Origin of the sequence: Pseudomonas fluorescens (assembly GCF_902497625.1) — a bacterium.
Taxonomy (GTDB): Bacteria; Pseudomonadota; Gammaproteobacteria; order Pseudomonadales; family Pseudomonadaceae; genus Aquipseudomonas; species Aquipseudomonas fluorescens_BQ.
The window spans coordinates 20,173-36,049 of record NZ_CABVGX010000020.1; the positions used below are offsets into that span (position 1 = coordinate 20,173).

The following is a 15,877-nucleotide window of genomic DNA, read 5'->3' on the forward strand; positions in this document are numbered from 1 at the left end:
AGCGATTGGCTGGTGAAAGTCTGTATAAGTCGCCGAGCAGCACTGCAACCCGAAATTCGCGGCTATCATGAAAGTTAAGCAAGCCTTGGGTCTGCGATTACGGGACTCGTCTGACTGTTCTGCGACACCACGCCGCACGCGGTCTTTTTACTTATCGGCATTGATCAGGCTAAATAGCCGCGCCTGATCGCTCACTCTGACCGGATCTGTCCCATGCCCCGACAACGGCTCGCAATTGCCTGGATCGCCTGCTTTGCAGTGCTGTTCAACATGCTCGCCATGCCGATGACCGGAGCGATGGCACAGACGGCAAAATCACCCGTAGAGCTGCTGTTGTGGGGCAGTTTTTGTTCGTCCGGCGGGACGAAGATGGTTGCCATTTCCTTGGGCGATATCGAGCAGAAATCCCCACAGAACGACGACCATTCCACTATGCAGCATTGCTGGTGCTGTTCCGGCTCAGGCCAGTTGAGCGCTTTGCCCGGGCATGTGCCGCCGCTGTATTTTGCAGTCTTCAATGCCGTGCCGAGCCCGCCTGCTGCTGTGCTCGATACGCCGACACCGCGTCAACAATGGCCAAGCCTCAATCCCCGCGCCTCGCCTCTGGTGTGATTCCTCATCGCAATCGAACTGCGTTTTGAATCGCTCCGGAGAACTGCCATGTTGAACAAGCTTATCGTCCTCGCCGCGCTGCTGTTACCTGCCTGCTTTGCCAATGCTCAGTCCGGCCAAGTCGGACAACTGCAGATTACGCAGCCCTGGTCGCAAGAGCTGCCGCCTAACGCACCGACTGTCGCCGCTTATTTCGTCATCCATAACAGCGGCACATCGGCTGATCGTTTGCTCAGCGTCGACTCGCCGATCGCGGGCATCGCGCAATTGCACGAGCACGTGAAGCAGGACGACCTGATGAAAATGCAGCAGGTGCCGAGCGTGGAAATACCGCCAGGCGCCAATGTCACGTTTGCCCCGATGGCGTATCACGTGATGCTACTGGAACTGAAGGATCGCAGCCTGTTGAGCGACGGCAAGCGCTTCCCGCTGACCTTGAATTTCGAGAAGTCCGGCAAAGTGACGGTCGAGGTAGCGGTACAGAAAACACCGCCTGCCGCCGTGCAATCGCACGCTCACGCGCAGTAAGCGGCAGAGCTCAAAATCATGCGCCCGCCCAGCGTCAGGTCATCCATGCAACGTTCTCCGTCAGTCAGCCTGACTCGCGGCAGTTGCATCAGCCTGTTCGCCATGTTGATGATTTTCATCGGTCCGCTGATATCCCAGTCGATGCCGATGGATCAGCGTGCGTCCGCGCCGATGAACGCTGCCATGAGCGTGTCGATGGACATGCCGGCGATGGGGCACGGCGGGCACCACGCGCAACCTGATGTCGAAGACTGCGCCCCCAAAGCGGATCACCATGCACTCTGGGAAAAGTGCGGGTATTGCAACCTGCTATTCAATTGCCCTGCCCTCACCGGCAGCCCGTCCTTCTTCACCGCCGGCATAGCGCCGGTCACCACGTTTACTGCACCGGCCACCCGCCTCGGCCATGCACGGCAAACGTTTTTCCCCGGCGCCCGTACTCGCGCTCCGCCCATCTTGGCGTAAACATCTCCCCGATCTCACACGGTTCACAAGACAGCCCGCATCATCACGAGTGCGTCGGCTGCTGATCGTGTCGTTTACGACTGTTCGATGGAAATTGTCATGTCCAGGTTTTCTGCTGTTCCACGCTTGAGCGCTGCTCGGGCTTCCTCCGTCCTGAACCAGTCCCGGGTTGGTTTCAGGCAAGCGTCCGCGGTATTTTGCGGCGCCCTGCTGACGCCGATGGCATTGGCCGATGATCACACTGGCCACCGTGAAGAGCTGAGCCCGACGGTGATCACCGCCATCGCGCCGAGTTCGCCACTGACCATTGTCACCAACCCCAAGGACCCGCGCCAACCGGTGCCCGCCAGCGACGGTGGTGATTATCTGAAGACCATCCCTGGCTTCGCCCTCGTACGCAACGGCGGCACAAACGGTGATCCGGTGCTGCGAGGCATGTTCGGTTCTCGCCTGAACATTCTCACCAACGGCGGCATGCTGCTGGGCGCGTGTCCCGGTCGCATGGACGCACCGACGTCTTACATCTCGCCGGAAACCTACGACAAGCTCACTGTGATCAAAGGTCCGCAAACCGTGCTTTGGGGACCGGGAGCATCGGCCGGCACCATCCTTTTTGACCGCGAGCCGGAAAGCTTCGGCGAACTCGGCACGCGGGTGAATGCGAGCGTGCTGGCGGGTTCCAACGGGCGCTTCGACAAAGTGCTCGACGCCGCTGCCGGTGGCCCGTCGGGTTATGTGCGGGTGATTGGCAATACCGCGCACGCCGATGATTACCGCGACGGCAACAACGCCGCGGTGCCTTCGCGCTACGACAAATGGAACGGTGACGTCGCGCTGGGCTGGACGCCTGACGCTGACACGCTGCTGGAGCTGACTGCGGGCCAGGGCGATGGTGAAGCGCGCTATGCCGGTCGCGGTATGGACGGTTCACAGTTCAAGCGCGAGAGCGTCGGTCTGCGCTTCGAGCAGTCGAACATCGGCGAGGTGCTGGACAAGTTTGAAGCGCAGCTCTATTACAACTACGCCGACCATGTGATGGACAACTACAGCCTGCGCACGCCGTCCGGCAGCGGCATGATGGCCGGACCGATGGCTTCGAGCGTGGACCGCCGCACCCTTGGCGGACGCATCAAAGCCACCTGGCGCTGGACTGATTGGCAACTGATCAGCGGCATCGATGCACAGACCAACGAACACCGCCAGCGCAGCGCCGGGGGTATCGACACCTACAAGAACCTGCCGCGCAGCAAGGATGCCAACTTCCATAACTATGGTGCGTTCAGCGAACTCAGCTGGTACGTCGCCGACCAGGACCGCGTGATCAGCGGCGCTCGCCTGGATCGCGCCTCGGCCAAAGATTTTCGCCAGGTCACAGGCTCCGGGATGACGGCCCGCCCCAATCCCACTGCCGACTCCACCCGGGCCGACACCTTGCCGAGCGGCTTTGTCCGTTATGAGCATGACCTCGCCGACAGCCCGACCACACTGTATGCCGGTCTCGGTCACACCCAGCGGTTCCCGGATTACTGGGAATTGTTTTCGCCCAACTCGGGGCCTGGCGGTTCCTTGAATGCCTTCGATTCGATCAAGCCGGAAAAAACTACCCAGCTCGACGTTGGCCTGCAATACAAAACCGCCGACCTCGAGGCCTGGGCTTCGGCCTACGTCGGGCAGGTACGCGATTACATCCTGTTCGATTACACCCCCGGGATGATGGGCATGACCTCCCAAGCCGAGAACATCGACGCGCGAATCATGGGCGGTGAAGTGGGTGCGGCCTATCAGCTGACTGAACGCTGGAAAACCGACGCCACCCTCGCCTACGCCTGGGGCAAAAACAGCAGCGATGGTTCTGCTTTGCCGCAGATGCCGCCGCTGGATGCCCGAATCGGCCTGACCTACAACGAAGACAACTGGAGCGCCGGCGCTCTGTGGCGCGTGGTCGCGGCGCAGAGTCGGATCGACCGCAACAAGGGCAACGTGGTCGGCAAGGACTTCGACAAGAGTTCCGGCTTCGGCGTGTTTTCGCTCAACGCAGCCTACCGGATCAGCCCGCATTGGAAGGTCAGTAGCGGCGTCGACAACCTGTTCGGCAAAGCCTACGCCGAGCATTTGAACCTGGCCGGCAACGCCGGTTTTGGCTACCCGGGCAACGACCCACGCGCCATCAACGAACCGGGGCGCACGCTCTGGACCAAGGTTGATATGAGTTTCTGACAACAACAGTGAAAGATCGCAGGGTCCTGTAGGCGCTGTCGAGTGCAACGAAGCTGCGATCTTTCACCGAACAACGATTCGCCAAGCGGAGCACGACCGATGAAACAGCCCAAAGTGAATTTCTACAACCTGGCCTGGCGTTGGCATTTTTATGCCGGCCTTTTCGTCGCGCCTTTCATGGTGATGCTGGCACTGACCGGTACCCTTTACCTGTTCAAACCGCAACTCGATCCGCTGATGTACGGCAGCCTGCTGAACGTCCCGGCCGGGCATCACAACGTCCCCGCCGATGAGTTGCTCAAACGCGTGCAAACGGTTTATCCGCAGGGGCAGGTCACGCAATACCTGCCGCCGGTCAACGCCGAACGCAGCGCGCAATTCGTAGTGAACAACGCCGGTCAGGAGCTGAACGTATTTGTCGATCCCTACCACGGCGACATCCTTGGCGACCAAGACGCGAAGAAGAACCTGCAGGCCATCGCGCGAGCCATTCACGGCGAGCTGATGATCGGCACTGTCGGTGACCGGCTGGTCGAACTCGCCGCTGGCTGGGGCATCGTGCTGGTGGTGTCGGGCGTTTTCCTGTGGTGGCCACGCGGTCAGGCTGCAGGGATTCTCTGGCCACGGTTGAACAGCCGCGGTCGCGTGCTGTGGCGGGATCTGCACGCGGTCACCGGTTTCTGGGGTGCCACCTTTCTGCTGGTGATGCTGCTCAGCGGCATGACCTGGACCGGATTCTGGGGCAAGCAATACGCCGCTGTGTGGAACGTGTTCCCGGACGCGATGTGGAACGACATGCCCAAGTCCGACGTCGAGGCGCGCAGTCTCAATACTGCCACGCGCCAGACGGTGCCCTGGGCCATGGAAAATACGCCGATGCCGATGTCCGGCGACCATGCCGAACACATGGCTCACGATGCCGCACCGGTCGGTCCGGCCGCGCCGACGGTCAGCCTGCAAGCGGTGCAGGACATCGCCAGGGAGCGCAAGGTCGAGCCCGGTTACAGCATCACGCTGCCGACCACCGCCACGGGCGTGTTCACCATCGCCGTATTCGCCGACGACCCGCGCAACGACGCCACGCTGCACATCGATCAATACACCGGCAAGGTGCTCGCTGACGTTCGTTGGGAACATTACGGCAACGTCGCCCGCGCCACCGAAATGGGCGTGATGCTGCACGAAGGCAAGATGTTCGGGGTGGTCAATCAGATTGTCGTGTTGCTGATCTGCCTGATGATTCTGCTCAGCGCTGTCAGTGGTGTGGTGATGTGGTGGAAGCGCCGCCCGCAAGGCAAGCTCGGGGTGCCGCCACTGCGTCACGACCTGCCAAAATGGAAAACCGCGATGGTGATCATGTTTGCACTGGCGGTGGCATTCCCGCTGGTGGGCGCGTCCCTCGTCGTGGTTTGGGTGCTGGATCGACTGCTGTTGTCACGCTTCAACCGGCAGCCGGAAACCGGCTCGGCTGTCTGAGTGCTGAACGCTAATCCTGCAGGGGCCCAGGTCCCCTGCAGGGATGCGTCGCTGCGCCCTGATCTGGCGCACCGCTTCGCACCAATGCACCGTACACGACCCCCGATGGTGCGCCCGCAATGGGCGCAACCGCTCTGAATCGAGATTTTCCCGCCTTGTGCCGAACAGGCACAGCCCTTGCTAAAGACCCTTCAACAGTCCGCATCTGCCACCCCATAAAAACGTCCACCGTTCACGGAGATCGCACATGAAGCGTCGCAGCTTGATCAAGGCTTTCACACTATCGGCAAGCATTGCCGCGATGGGCATGGCCTGGACGGTACAGGCCGCCGAGACCATCAAGGTCGGTATTCTGCATTCGTTGTCCGGGACCATGGCGATCTCCGAAACGTCGCTCAAAGATATGGCGTTGATGACTATCGACGAGATTAACGCCAAGGGCGGCGTGAATGGCAAGATGCTTGAACCGGTGGTGGTTGACCCTGCGTCGAACTGGCCGCTGTTCGCAGAAAAGGGCCGGCAGTTGCTGACTCAGGACAAGGTGGCCGTGGTATTCGGCTGCTGGACTTCGGTGTCGCGTAAATCGGTACTGCCGGTGTTCGAAGAGCTCAACGGTCTGCTGTTCTACCCGGTGCAATACGAAGGCGAAGAAATGTCGCCAAACGTGTTCTATACCGGCGCCGCGCCGAACCAGCAGGCGATCCCGGCGGTGGAATACCTGATGAGCGAGGAAGGCGGCAGCGCCAAGCGCTACTTCCTGCTCGGCACCGACTACGTCTACCCGCGCACCACCAACAAGATTCTGCGCTCGTTCCTGCACTCCAAAGGCGTGGCGGACAAGGACATCGAAGAGGTCTACACGCCGTTCGGTCACAGCGATTACCAGACCATCGTGGCCAACATCAAAAAATTCTCCGCCGGTGGCAAGACCGCAGTCATCTCAACCGTCAACGGCGACTCCAATGTGCCGTTCTACAAAGAGCTGGCCAACCAGGGTCTGAAGGCAACCGACGTTCCGGTCGTGGCGTTCTCGGTCGGCGAAGAAGAACTGCGCGGCATCGACACCAAGCCGTTGGTGGGTAATCTCGCGGCGTGGAATTACTTTGAATCGGTGGAAAACCCGGCGAACAAAAAATTCGTCGCCGACTGGAAAGCCTACGCGAAGAAACACAACCTGCCAGGCGCTGATAAGGCCGTGACCAACGACCCTATGGAAGCCACCTACGTCGGCATTCACATGTGGGCGCAAGCGGCGGAAAAAGCCAAGTCCACCGACGTTGATAAAGTCCGCGAAGCGCTTGCCGGCCAAACCTTCGCGGCTCCGTCCGGCTACACCTTGACCATGGACAAGACCAACCACCACCTGCACAAGCCGGTGATGATCGGCGAGATCCAGGCTGACGGTCAGTTCAACGTGGTCTGGCAGACCGAAGGACCGATCCGCGCCCAGCCATGGAGCCCGTTTATTTCGGGTAACGACAAGAAGCCGGATTATGCGGTGAAGAGCAACTAAGCCACAGGACGTCGGGCTCCGGCACCCGTGCCGGGGCCCGACACAAATCCCCTGTAGGAGTGAGCCTGCTCGCGAAGGCGTCGGCATATTCAACCTTCATGTGTCTGACACAACGCTTTCGCGAGCAGGCTCACTCCTACCATTAGTCCGCGCAAGGCTGACAATATGCCCACCGCCCTTTACCGCTTCATCTTCGCAATAGCACTTTTATTGCCATTGGCCGCACACGCCGGCGATGCCGAAGACTTCGTCGCCGCCAATCCCGTGCAGCAGGCCAAACTCCTCGAAGCCTGGGCCGCGCAGCCCGATCCGGCGCGCATCGAGCTGATCAACGCCCTGCAACAAGGCGTACTGACGGTCGAGGGTCAGCCAAAAACCCTGCGCCTGAATAACCGCCTGCGAGGTTTGATCGACACCGCATTGGCCAGTCATCAATTGCTCGCCGCCGACGCGAAAGTCCGTCTCGGCGCTGCGCAGCAACTGCAAAAAAGCGCCAAACCGGCGCAGCTGAAATTCCTCGACCTGCAGCTCGCCAACGAAAAAGACGAGTCGGTTCACTCAGCCCTGAGCCTGGCGCTGGCCAACCTGCAACTGGTCGACAGCGACCCGAGCGTGCGCCTCGCCGCTGTACGACTACTCGGCGAAACCGGCGACCCACTGGCACGCACGCGCCTGGAAAGCTTGCTTGATCCGGGCGTCGAAACCGACGCCACGGTGCGCACTGCCGCCGAAACCAGCCTCGCGCAAGTCAAACGCAAACTGCTGATTGGCGAAATGCTCGGCCAGGCCTTCAGCGGCATGTCGCTGGGCTCGATCCTGCTGCTCGCCGCCCTCGGCCTGGCGATCACGTTCGGCCTGCTCGGCGTGATCAACATGGCCCACGGCGAGATGCTGATGCTCGGCGCCTACTCGACATATGTCGTGCAGTTGATGTTCCAGCGCTACGCGCCGCAGGCTATCGAGTTCTACCCGCTGATCGCCCTGCCGGTGGCCTTTTTTGTCACGGCCGCCATCGGCATGGCGCTGGAGCGCACGGTCATCCGCCACCTCTACGGACGCCCGCTGGAAACATTGCTCGCCACCTGGGGCATCAGCCTGATGCTGATTCAGCTGGTGCGCCTGATGTTCGGCGCGCAGAACGTTGAGGTGGCGAACCCGGCGTGGCTGTCGGGAGGCATTCAAGTGCTGCCGAATCTGGTGCTGCCGTACAACCGCATCGTCATCATCGCCTTCGCGCTGTTCGTGGTGGTGCTGACCTGGCTACTGCTGAACAGGACGCGCCTGGGTCTGAACGTGCGCGCGGTCACGCAGAATCGCAACATGGCCGCGTGCTGCGGCGTGCCTACCGGCCGGGTCGACATGCTCGCCTTCGGCCTCGGCTCGGGCATTGCAGGCCTCGGCGGCGTCGCCCTCAGCCAGATCGGCAACGTAGGCCCGGACCTGGGCCAAAGTTACATCATTGACTCGTTCCTGGTAGTGGTGCTCGGCGGTGTCGGGCAACTGGCCGGCAGTGTGCTGGCAGCCTTCGGCCTGGGCATCGCCAACAAGATTCTCGAACCGCAGATCGGTGCGGTGCTGGGCAAAATCCTGATCCTTGCGCTGATCATTCTGTTCATCCAGAAACGTCCGCAAGGCCTCTTTGCACTGAAAGGACGGGTGATCGACTGATGAACCAGCCCCTGATGCTTACGGCCACGCAAAAGGCCGGCCCGAAAGTCACGATCGCTGTCGGTGCTGTGATCCTCGTCCTGCTGTTGACGTTGCCCCTGCTGTCACTGTTACCGGCCGACAGCACGTTGCATGTCTCGGCTTATACGCTGACGCTGGTGGGCAAGATTCTGTGTTACGCCATCGTCGCCCTGGCACTGGACCTGGTGTGGGGTTATGCCGGTTTGCTGTCGCTGGGCCACGGTCTGTTTTTCGCCTTGGGCGGCTATGCGATGGGCATGTACCTGATGCGCCAGGCCTCGGGTGACGACTTGCCGGCGTTCATGACGTTTTTGTCGTGGACTGAATTGCCGTGGTACTGGACCGGCACCAGCAGTTTCCTCTGGGCGATGTGCCTGGTGGTGCTCGCGCCCGGATTGCTCGCGCTGGTGTTCGGTTTTTTCGCCTTCCGCTCGCGGATCAAGGGCGTGTATTTCTCGATCATGACCCAGGCGCTGACGTTCGCCGGGATGCTGTTGTTCTTCCGCAACGAAACCGGGTTTGGCGGCAATAACGGTTTTACCAATTTCCGCACGATTCTCGGTTTCGGCATCACCGAACCCGGCACGCGCGCCGTGCTTTTTTTTGCCACGGTGGTGTTGCTGGTGACTAGCCTGTTCATCGGATGGCGGCTGGCGCAGAGCAAATTCGGCCGGGTGCTGACGGCATTGCGCGACGCAGAGAATCGCCTGATGTTCTGCGGTTACGACCCGCGCGGTTTCAAGTTGTTCGTGTGGGTCCTGAGCGCCGTGTTGTGCGGTCTGGCCGGTGCGTTGTACGTGCCGCAAGTCGGCATCATCAACCCAAGCGAAATGTCGCCGACCAACTCCATCGAGGCCGCCGTGTGGGTCGCGCTGGGTGGACGCGGCACGCTGATCGGACCGCTGCTGGGCGCAGGCGTGGTAAATGGCATGAAGAGCTGGTTCACCGTGGCGTTTCCTGAATACTGGCTGTTTTTCCTAGGCGCGCTGTTCATCATTGTGACCTTGTACCTGCCCAAAGGCGTGATCGGACTGCTGAAGAAAAGGGGCGAACAATGAGAGTGACGCCAACCGCCGAGTTCATGCTCGAACCAGTACTCGAGCCCAACAAGGATGCCGGCAGCAGCCGCGATGCTATCGGACTCGGCCAGCGCGCTGGCAAGGGTCTGGATACCCGCCACGGTACGATCCTGACGCTGGAAGACATCAGTGTCAGCTTCGACGGTTTTCGTGCGCTGAACAATCTGAACCTGTACATCGGTGTCGGCGAGCTGCGCTGCATCATCGGCCCCAACGGCGCAGGCAAGACCACGCTGATGGACGTGATCACCGGCAAGACCCGTCCCAGCCATGGCAAAGCCTGGTTCGGCGAAACCCTCGACCTGACGCAGATGAGCGAAGTGCAGATCGCCCAGGCCGGTATCGGGCGCAAGTTTCAGAAGCCGACCGTGTTCGAGGCGCTCAGCGTGTTTGAAAATCTGGAGCTCGCGCAAAAGACCGACAAATCAGTGTGGGCCAGCCTGCGTGCGCGGTTGAGTGGCGAACAGAAAGATCGAATCGCCGAGGTGCTGGATACGATTCGCCTGAGCACTTCGGTCAATCGTCCGGCAGGCTTGTTATCGCATGGTCAAAAGCAGTTTCTGGAGATCGGCATGCTGCTGATGCAAGACCCGCAATTGCTGCTGCTCGATGAGCCGGTGGCAGGCATGACCGATGCGGAAACCGAATTCACCGCCGAGCTGTTCAAACGTCTGGCCGGGAAACACTCGTTGATGGTGGTGGAACATGACATGGGCTTCGTCGGCTCGATCGCCGACCACGTCACCGTGTTGCACCAGGGCAGCGTGCTGGCCGAAGGATCGCTGGAGCAAGTGCAGGAGAACGAGCGGGTGATCGAGGTTTATCTCGGTCGTTAGCCGAATAATTGTGATCCCTGCTCTTCCCTGTAGGAGCTGTCGAGTGAAACGAGGCTGCGATCTTTTGATCTTCGCCAGGCACATTCTGAAAGATCAAAAGATCGCAGCCTCGTTTCACTCGACAGCTCCTACAAGAGATTGGGGGAGGTCAAGCAGGCGATTTGGAACAGAAGGAACTTGAACATGCTGCAAGTTGACAAACTGCACCAGTACTACGGCGGTAGCCACATCCTGCGCGGCCTGACGTTTGAAGCGAAGGTCGGCGAAGTCACGTGCCTGCTCGGGCGCAACGGCGTGGGCAAAACCACCCTGCTCAAATGCCTGATGGGTTTGCTGCCCGCCAAAGAAGGCGCGGTGAATTGGGAAGGCAAGCCGATCACCATGTTCAAGCCGCATCAGCGGGTACACGCGGGCATTGCCTATGTGCCTCAGGGCCGGGAGATCTTCGGGCGTCTGACCGTCGAGGAGAATCTGCTGATGGGCCTGTCGCGGTTTCCCGGATCCGAAGCCAAGGAAGTGCCGGCATTCATCTACGAGCTGTTCCCGGTGTTGCTGCAAATGAAGCAGCGACGCGGAGGTGATTTGTCCGGTGGCCAGCAGCAGCAACTGGCGATCGGACGGGCACTGGCCAGTCGGCCACGCCTGCTGATTCTCGACGAGCCCACCGAAGGCATTCAGCCGTCAGTGATCAAGGAAATCGGCGCGGTGATCAAAAAACTCGCAGCGCGCGGCGATATGGCCATTTTGCTGGTAGAACAGTTCTACGATTTTGCCGCCGAACTGGCCGATCAATACCTGGTGATGTCCCGAGGTGAAATCGTTCAGCAGGGTCGCGGTGAAAACATGGAAGCCGAAGGTGTGCGCGGCCTGGTCACGATCTAATTCAGCAGCACGGAAATCATGAACTTACCCGTCTCACCTGCCCTGTTCACACCCAGCTGGCACGCCGAACTGGAGCTCGGCTACGCCCGCTTTGGTGACAGCACGCGCCCGGTCCTGCGTCGGCATCAAGGCCCGTTGCGCGTGCAGAAACATCTGTATGCCGAAGGACCGCAAGTCTGCCAGCACATCATCGTCCACCCGCCTGGCGGCATTGCCGGCGGCGATCGGCTGGACATCTCAGCGCACGTCGGCGCCGATGCCTGGGCACAAATTACCAGCCCCGGCGCGGCCAAGTGGTATCGCGCGGCCGGGCCTGCTTATCAGCAACTCGTCCTCAAGGTTGCCGCAGGTGCGACCCTGGAATGGCTGCCACAGGAAACCATTATTTTTAGCGCCGCACAGGCTGAACTGACCACGAACATCGAGCTTGAAGGCGACGCTCGTCTGTTCTACTGGGACGTGGTGGCACTGGGTCGTCCGGCCAGTGGTGAGCGGTTCGATCGCGGGCATTTCCAGGCGCAACTGCAGATCCGCCGCGATGGCCAGTTGCTCTGGCACGAACGTCAGCGCATTGTCGGGGCTGACGGCCTGCTCGATTCGCCAATCGGACTGGATGGTCAACCGGTGTTTGCGACGTTGCTGGTCACGGGGGAGGTTGACGCCGGATTACTGGAGCAATGCCGCTCGCTGACCCATGATGTGCGCGGCGATCTGACCCAGTTGCCAGGCTTGCTCGTCGCCCGTTGCCTGGCCAGTGAAGCGCTGTTGGCGCGCGGCTGGCTGATTGATGTGTGGCGTTTGCTCCGGCCTGCGTTACTCGGCCGGGAGGCCGTACTCCCAAGAATATGGAGCACCTGAGCACATACCCCCCTGTAGGAGTGAGCCTGCTCGCGATGGCATCGGCACACACCATATTGAAGTCGCCTGATTGACCGCCATCGCGAGCAGGCTCACTCCCACAGGGGTGACGTATTTCAGATCTGAATACCTTTTTTAACTGCCGAATATGGATTCCAACGATGGACCTGACCCCACGCGAAAAAGACAAGCTGCTGATCTTCACCGCCGGCCTCGTTGCCGAGCGGCGTTTGGCCCGCGGCGTGAAACTCAATTATCCGGAAGCGATGGCGTACATCTCCGCAGCGCTGCTTGAAGGCGCTCGCGACGGGCAGACCGTCGCCCAACTGATGCACTTGGGCACTACCCTGCTTAGCCGCGAGCAAGTGATGCAAGGCATTGCGGAAATGATCCCGGAGATTCAGGTCGAGGCGACTTTCCCCGACGGCACCAAGCTGGTCACCGTTCACCAACCGATCGCCTGAGGCCGCGCCATGACTCACTCCATTCGCGATGCGCTGCCCGCCGACCTGCCGGCGATCCGCGACATCTACAACGACGCCGTGCTCAACACCACGGCCATCTGGAACGAACAGGCGGTGGACCTGGGCAACCGTCAGGCCTGGTTCGGTGCAAGGCAGGCGCAAGGTTATCCGATTCTGGTGATCACCGACGGTGATCACAGCGTGTTGGGCTACGCTTCATTCGGTGACTGGCGGCCCTTCGAGGGCTTCCGTCACACCGTCGAACACTCGATATACGTGCGCAGCGATCAGCGCGGCAATGGCCTCGGTCCATTGCTGATGAGCGCGCTGATCGAGCGTGCCAAAAGCTGCGACAAACATGTGATGGTCGCGGCCATCGAAAGCGGCAATGCCGCCTCCATTCGTTTGCATCAACGCGCCGGTTTTGTCATCACGGGGCAGATGCCTCAGGTGGGCACCAAGTTCGGTCGCTGGCTGGACCTGACTTTCATGCAGCTGACCCTCGATCCTGGCGCCGAATCCCCGCCCGCCAGCAAGGAGTAACGTGCGATGAACGACGCCCAACTGCGCCGCGTCAATGCTGAAAGCTTTGCCCACTATCGTCGAGGCCTGATCGATCTGCTGCTCGACGCCGTCGGTAATGGTGCGAATGTCGGCTTCATGGCCAATCTTGACGCGAGCCAGGCCCGCGCCTATTTCGATGACGTCCAGGACAACCTGAACAAGGGCAACGTGCTGCTGTGGGTGGTGGTCAGGGACGAACAGGTGCAGGCCAGTGTGCAACTGGGCCTGTGTCACAAAGCCAACGGGTTGAACCGCGCCGAAGTGCAAAAGCTGCTGGTCCGTGAACAGGCGCGTCGGCGCGGATTGGGCCAGCAGTTGATGACGGCGCTTGAGACAGCAGCGTTGCAGCAAAAACGCGGCATGCTTTTTCTTGATACCGAAGCCGGCTCACCCGCCGAAGATTTCTACAAGGCCCTGGGCTACACCCGCGCCGGTGAAATACCCGATTACGCGTGCGACCCGAGCGGCCAGTACAAGCCGACCGCGCTTTATTACAAAGTCCTGCAAGGAGCCCATTGATGATTCCCGGCGAATACCGCATCCAGCCCGGCGACATTGAACTCAACACGGGTCGCCGAACGATAAGCCTGAAAGTGGCCAACAGTGGCGACCGGCCGATCCAGGTCGGCTCGCATTATCATTTTTTCGAAACCAACGACGCCTTGACCTTCGACCGCGCAGCCAGCCGCGGCATGCGCCTCAACATCCCCGCCGGCACCGCGGTGCGTTTCGAGCCGGGGCAGAGTCGGGAAGTCGAGCTTGTCGACCTGGCGGGATTGCGCCGGGTGTTCGGGTTTGCCGGCAGGATCATGGGCGACCTCTAAGCAACACGGTGTCTGTTCTGGCCCATCGCGAGCAGGCTCGCTCCCACAGGGGAATGCGATCAACTGTGGGAGCGAGCCTGCTCGCGATAGTGAGCGCAGCGAACGATTTCAAATTCAATTGAATCTCAAGGCGAACGAATGAAGATTTCCCGTCAAGCCTACGCCGATATGTTCGGCCCCACCGTCGGTGACAAGGTCCGCCTGGCCGACACCGAGCTGTGGATCGAAGTCGAAAAAGACTTCACCACCTACGGCGAAGAAGTGAAATTCGGCGGCGGCAAAGTCATCCGTGACGGCCAGGGCCAAAGCCAATTATTGGCCGCAGAAGTGGTCGACACGGTGATCACCAACGCGCTGATCATCGACCACTGGGGCATCGTCAAAGCCGATGTCGGCCTCAAGGACGGCCGCGTTGCGGGGATCGGCAAGGCCGGCAACCCGGACGTGCAGCCAAACGTCACCATCGCCATCGGCGCCAGTACCGAAGTCATCGCTGGTGAAGGCATGATCCTTACCGCCGGCGGCATCGACACGCACATTCACTTCATCTGCCCGCAGCAGATCGAAGAAGCGCTGATGAGCGGCGTCACCACCATGATCGGCGGCGGCACCGGCCCGGCTACCGGCACCAACGCGACCACGTGCACCTCGGGCCCGTGGCACCTGGCGCGCATGCTGCAGGCCGCCGATGCATTCCCGATGAACATCGGTCTCACCGGCAAGGGCAACGCCAGCCTGCCGGAACCATTGATCGAACAGGTCAAGGCCGGCGCCATTGGCCTCAAGCTCCATGAAGACTGGGGCACCACCCCGGCCAGTATTGATAACTGCCTGAGTGTCGCCGATCAGTACGATGTGCAGGTGGCGATCCACACCGACACCCTGAACGAATCCGGTTTCGTCGAAACCACCCTCGCCGCCTTCAAGGTCCGCACCATCCACACCTATCACACTGAGGGCGCGGGCGGTGGTCATGCCCCGGACATCATCAAGGCCTGCGGTTTGCCCAATGTGCTGCCAAGTTCGACCAATCCGACGCGACCGTTCACCCGTAACACCATCGACGAACACCTCGACATGCTGATGGTCTGCCACCACCTCGACCCGAGCATTGCCGAAGACGTCGCCTTCGCCGAAAGCCGCATCCGCCGCGAAACGATCGCCGCCGAGGACATCCTGCACGACCTCGGCGCGTTCTCCATGATCAGCTCCGACAGCCAGGCCATGGGCCGCGTCGGCGAAGTCATCACGCGCACCTGGCAGACCGCCGACAAGATGAAAAAGCAGCGTGGTCCTTTGCCTGCAGACGGTGAAGGCAACGACAATTTCCGCGCCAAACGCTACATCGCCAAGTACACGATCAACCCGGCCATCACCCACGGCATCAGCCATGAAGTCGGCTCCGTGGAAGTGGGCAAATGGGCCGATCTGGTGCTCTGGCGCCCAGCGTTTTTCGGGGTCAAACCGACGCTGATTCTCAAAGGCGGCGCCATTGCCGCCAGCTTGATGGGCGACGCCAATGCCTCGATCCCCACCCCGCAACCGGTACATTACCGCCCGATGTTCGCCAGTTACGGCGGTTCGCTGCATGCCACCAGCCTGACGTTTATCAGTCAGGCGGCGCACGACGCGGGCTTGCCGGAAACGTTGGGCCTGAAGAAGAAAATCGCCGTGGTCAAGGGGTGTCGCGACGTCCAGAAAACCGACCTGATTCACAACGATTATTTACCGAACATCGACGTCGATCCACAAACCTATCAAGTGAAGGCCGATGGGGTTCTGTTGTGGTGCGAACCCGCTGAAACCTTACCCATGGCCCAGCGATATTTCCTGTTCTGAGTGCGGCACTTCAACACAAACCCCGAATGCA

At 60.7% G+C, this 15,877-nt stretch carries 16 protein-coding genes; all 16 read left to right on the forward strand.

Annotated elements, in window-relative coordinates; genetic code table 11:
• Positions 1-213 precede the first annotated feature (213 nt).
• On the forward strand, positions 214-612 hold the full coding sequence (locus tag F8N12_RS13915) for a DUF2946 domain-containing protein (RefSeq protein ID WP_150580936.1): 399 nt from the start codon (positions 214-216) through the stop codon (positions 610-612).
• A 48-nt stretch (positions 613-660) separates the two neighbouring features.
• Positions 661-1,140: a copper chaperone PCu(A)C gene (locus F8N12_RS13920; protein ID WP_150580937.1), complete on the forward strand. Its 480-nt coding sequence runs from the start codon at positions 661-663 to the stop codon at positions 1,138-1,140.
• A gap of 18 nt (positions 1,141-1,158) precedes the next feature.
• Positions 1,159-1,605: a DUF2946 domain-containing protein gene (locus F8N12_RS13925; RefSeq protein ID WP_150580938.1), complete on the forward strand. Its 447-nt coding sequence runs from the start codon at positions 1,159-1,161 to the stop codon at positions 1,603-1,605.
• Positions 1,606-1,704: 99 nt separating this feature from the next.
• Entirely contained in the window at positions 1,705-3,822 is a 2,118-nt protein-coding gene (locus F8N12_RS13930) for a TonB-dependent copper receptor (protein WP_150580939.1), read from the forward strand.
• A 99-nt stretch (positions 3,823-3,921) separates the two neighbouring features.
• Positions 3,922-5,298, forward strand: coding sequence for a PepSY-associated TM helix domain-containing protein (locus tag F8N12_RS13935; RefSeq protein WP_150580940.1), 1,377 nt, complete (start codon positions 3,922-3,924; stop codon positions 5,296-5,298).
• Between the two features lie 247 nt (positions 5,299-5,545).
• Complete coding sequence (gene urtA / locus F8N12_RS13940) at positions 5,546-6,811, forward strand: urea ABC transporter substrate-binding protein (protein WP_028620209.1); 1,266 nt, start codon at positions 5,546-5,548, stop codon at positions 6,809-6,811.
• A 165-nt stretch (positions 6,812-6,976) separates the two neighbouring features.
• Complete coding sequence (gene urtB / locus F8N12_RS13945; protein ID WP_150580941.1) at positions 6,977-8,479, forward strand: urea ABC transporter permease subunit UrtB; 1,503 nt, start codon at positions 6,977-6,979, stop codon at positions 8,477-8,479.
• Positions 8,479-9,558 carry an urea ABC transporter permease subunit UrtC gene (gene urtC / locus F8N12_RS13950; RefSeq protein ID WP_150580942.1) on the forward strand — a complete coding sequence of 360 codons (1,080 nt, stop codon included), beginning with the start codon at positions 8,479-8,481 and terminating at the stop codon, positions 9,556-9,558. Before urtB ends, urtC begins: the two co-directional genes overlap by 1 nt.
• Complete coding sequence (urtD, locus tag F8N12_RS13955) at positions 9,555-10,415, forward strand: urea ABC transporter ATP-binding protein UrtD (protein WP_150580943.1); 861 nt, start codon at positions 9,555-9,557, stop codon at positions 10,413-10,415. Before urtC ends, urtD begins: the two co-directional genes overlap by 4 nt.
• A 183-nt stretch (positions 10,416-10,598) precedes the next feature.
• Positions 10,599-11,297, forward strand: a complete 699-nt coding sequence (gene urtE / locus F8N12_RS13960) for an urea ABC transporter ATP-binding subunit UrtE (protein ID WP_150580944.1) — start codon at positions 10,599-10,601, stop codon at positions 11,295-11,297.
• A gap of 18 nt (positions 11,298-11,315) precedes the next feature.
• Positions 11,316-12,155, forward strand: a complete 840-nt coding sequence (locus F8N12_RS13965; protein ID WP_150580945.1) for an urease accessory protein UreD — start codon at positions 11,316-11,318, stop codon at positions 12,153-12,155.
• Positions 12,156-12,316: 161 nt separating this feature from the next.
• The gene (ureA, locus tag F8N12_RS13970; protein ID WP_150580946.1) at positions 12,317-12,619 is read left to right on the forward strand and encodes an urease subunit gamma; all 303 of its coding nucleotides are present in this window, start codon (positions 12,317-12,319) and stop codon (positions 12,617-12,619) included.
• Positions 12,620-12,628: 9 nt separating this feature from the next.
• Positions 12,629-13,162: a GNAT family N-acetyltransferase gene (locus tag F8N12_RS13975; protein ID WP_150580947.1), complete on the forward strand. Its 534-nt coding sequence runs from the start codon at positions 12,629-12,631 to the stop codon at positions 13,160-13,162.
• Between the two features lie 6 nt (positions 13,163-13,168).
• Positions 13,169-13,702, forward strand: coding sequence for a GNAT family N-acetyltransferase (locus F8N12_RS13980; protein ID WP_150580948.1), 534 nt, complete (start codon positions 13,169-13,171; stop codon positions 13,700-13,702).
• Positions 13,702-14,007 (forward strand): urease subunit beta, encoded by a 306-nt coding sequence (locus tag F8N12_RS13985; RefSeq protein ID WP_150580949.1) that lies wholly within the window; start codon positions 13,702-13,704, stop codon positions 14,005-14,007. The genes F8N12_RS13980 and F8N12_RS13985 overlap by 1 nt, the downstream gene beginning before the upstream one ends.
• 138 nt (positions 14,008-14,145) lie before the next feature.
• Positions 14,146-15,846: an urease subunit alpha gene (gene ureC, locus F8N12_RS13990; RefSeq protein ID WP_150580950.1), complete on the forward strand. Its 1,701-nt coding sequence runs from the start codon at positions 14,146-14,148 to the stop codon at positions 15,844-15,846.
• The last annotated feature ends 31 nt before the right edge of the window (positions 15,847-15,877 follow it).

Bases quoted from the DNA above. Each gene is read 5' to 3' on its own strand.
- F8N12_RS13915 (WP_150580936.1), top strand. From the start codon at position 214: ATGCCCCGACAACGGCTCGCAATTGCCTGGATCGCCTGCTTTGCAGTG.
- F8N12_RS13920 (WP_150580937.1), top strand. From the start codon at position 661: ATGTTGAACAAGCTTATCGTCCTCGCCGCGCTGCTGTTACCTGCCTGC.
- F8N12_RS13925 (WP_150580938.1), top strand. From the start codon at position 1,159: ATGCGCCCGCCCAGCGTCAGGTCATCCATGCAACGTTCTCCGTCAGTC.
- F8N12_RS13930 (WP_150580939.1), top strand. From the start codon at position 1,705: ATGTCCAGGTTTTCTGCTGTTCCACGCTTGAGCGCTGCTCGGGCTTCC.
- F8N12_RS13935 (WP_150580940.1), top strand. From the start codon at position 3,922: ATGAAACAGCCCAAAGTGAATTTCTACAACCTGGCCTGGCGTTGGCAT.
- urtA (WP_028620209.1), top strand. From the start codon at position 5,546: ATGAAGCGTCGCAGCTTGATCAAGGCTTTCACACTATCGGCAAGCATT.
- urtB (WP_150580941.1), top strand. From the start codon at position 6,977: ATGCCCACCGCCCTTTACCGCTTCATCTTCGCAATAGCACTTTTATTG.
- urtC (WP_150580942.1), top strand. From the start codon at position 8,479: ATGAACCAGCCCCTGATGCTTACGGCCACGCAAAAGGCCGGCCCGAAA.
- urtD (WP_150580943.1), top strand. From the start codon at position 9,555: ATGAGAGTGACGCCAACCGCCGAGTTCATGCTCGAACCAGTACTCGAG.
- urtE (WP_150580944.1), top strand. From the start codon at position 10,599: ATGCTGCAAGTTGACAAACTGCACCAGTACTACGGCGGTAGCCACATC.
- F8N12_RS13965 (WP_150580945.1), top strand. From the start codon at position 11,316: ATGAACTTACCCGTCTCACCTGCCCTGTTCACACCCAGCTGGCACGCC.
- ureA (WP_150580946.1), top strand. From the start codon at position 12,317: ATGGACCTGACCCCACGCGAAAAAGACAAGCTGCTGATCTTCACCGCC.
- F8N12_RS13975 (WP_150580947.1), top strand. From the start codon at position 12,629: ATGACTCACTCCATTCGCGATGCGCTGCCCGCCGACCTGCCGGCGATC.
- F8N12_RS13980 (WP_150580948.1), top strand. From the start codon at position 13,169: ATGAACGACGCCCAACTGCGCCGCGTCAATGCTGAAAGCTTTGCCCAC.
- F8N12_RS13985 (WP_150580949.1), top strand. From the start codon at position 13,702: ATGATTCCCGGCGAATACCGCATCCAGCCCGGCGACATTGAACTCAAC.
- ureC (WP_150580950.1), top strand. From the start codon at position 14,146: ATGAAGATTTCCCGTCAAGCCTACGCCGATATGTTCGGCCCCACCGTC.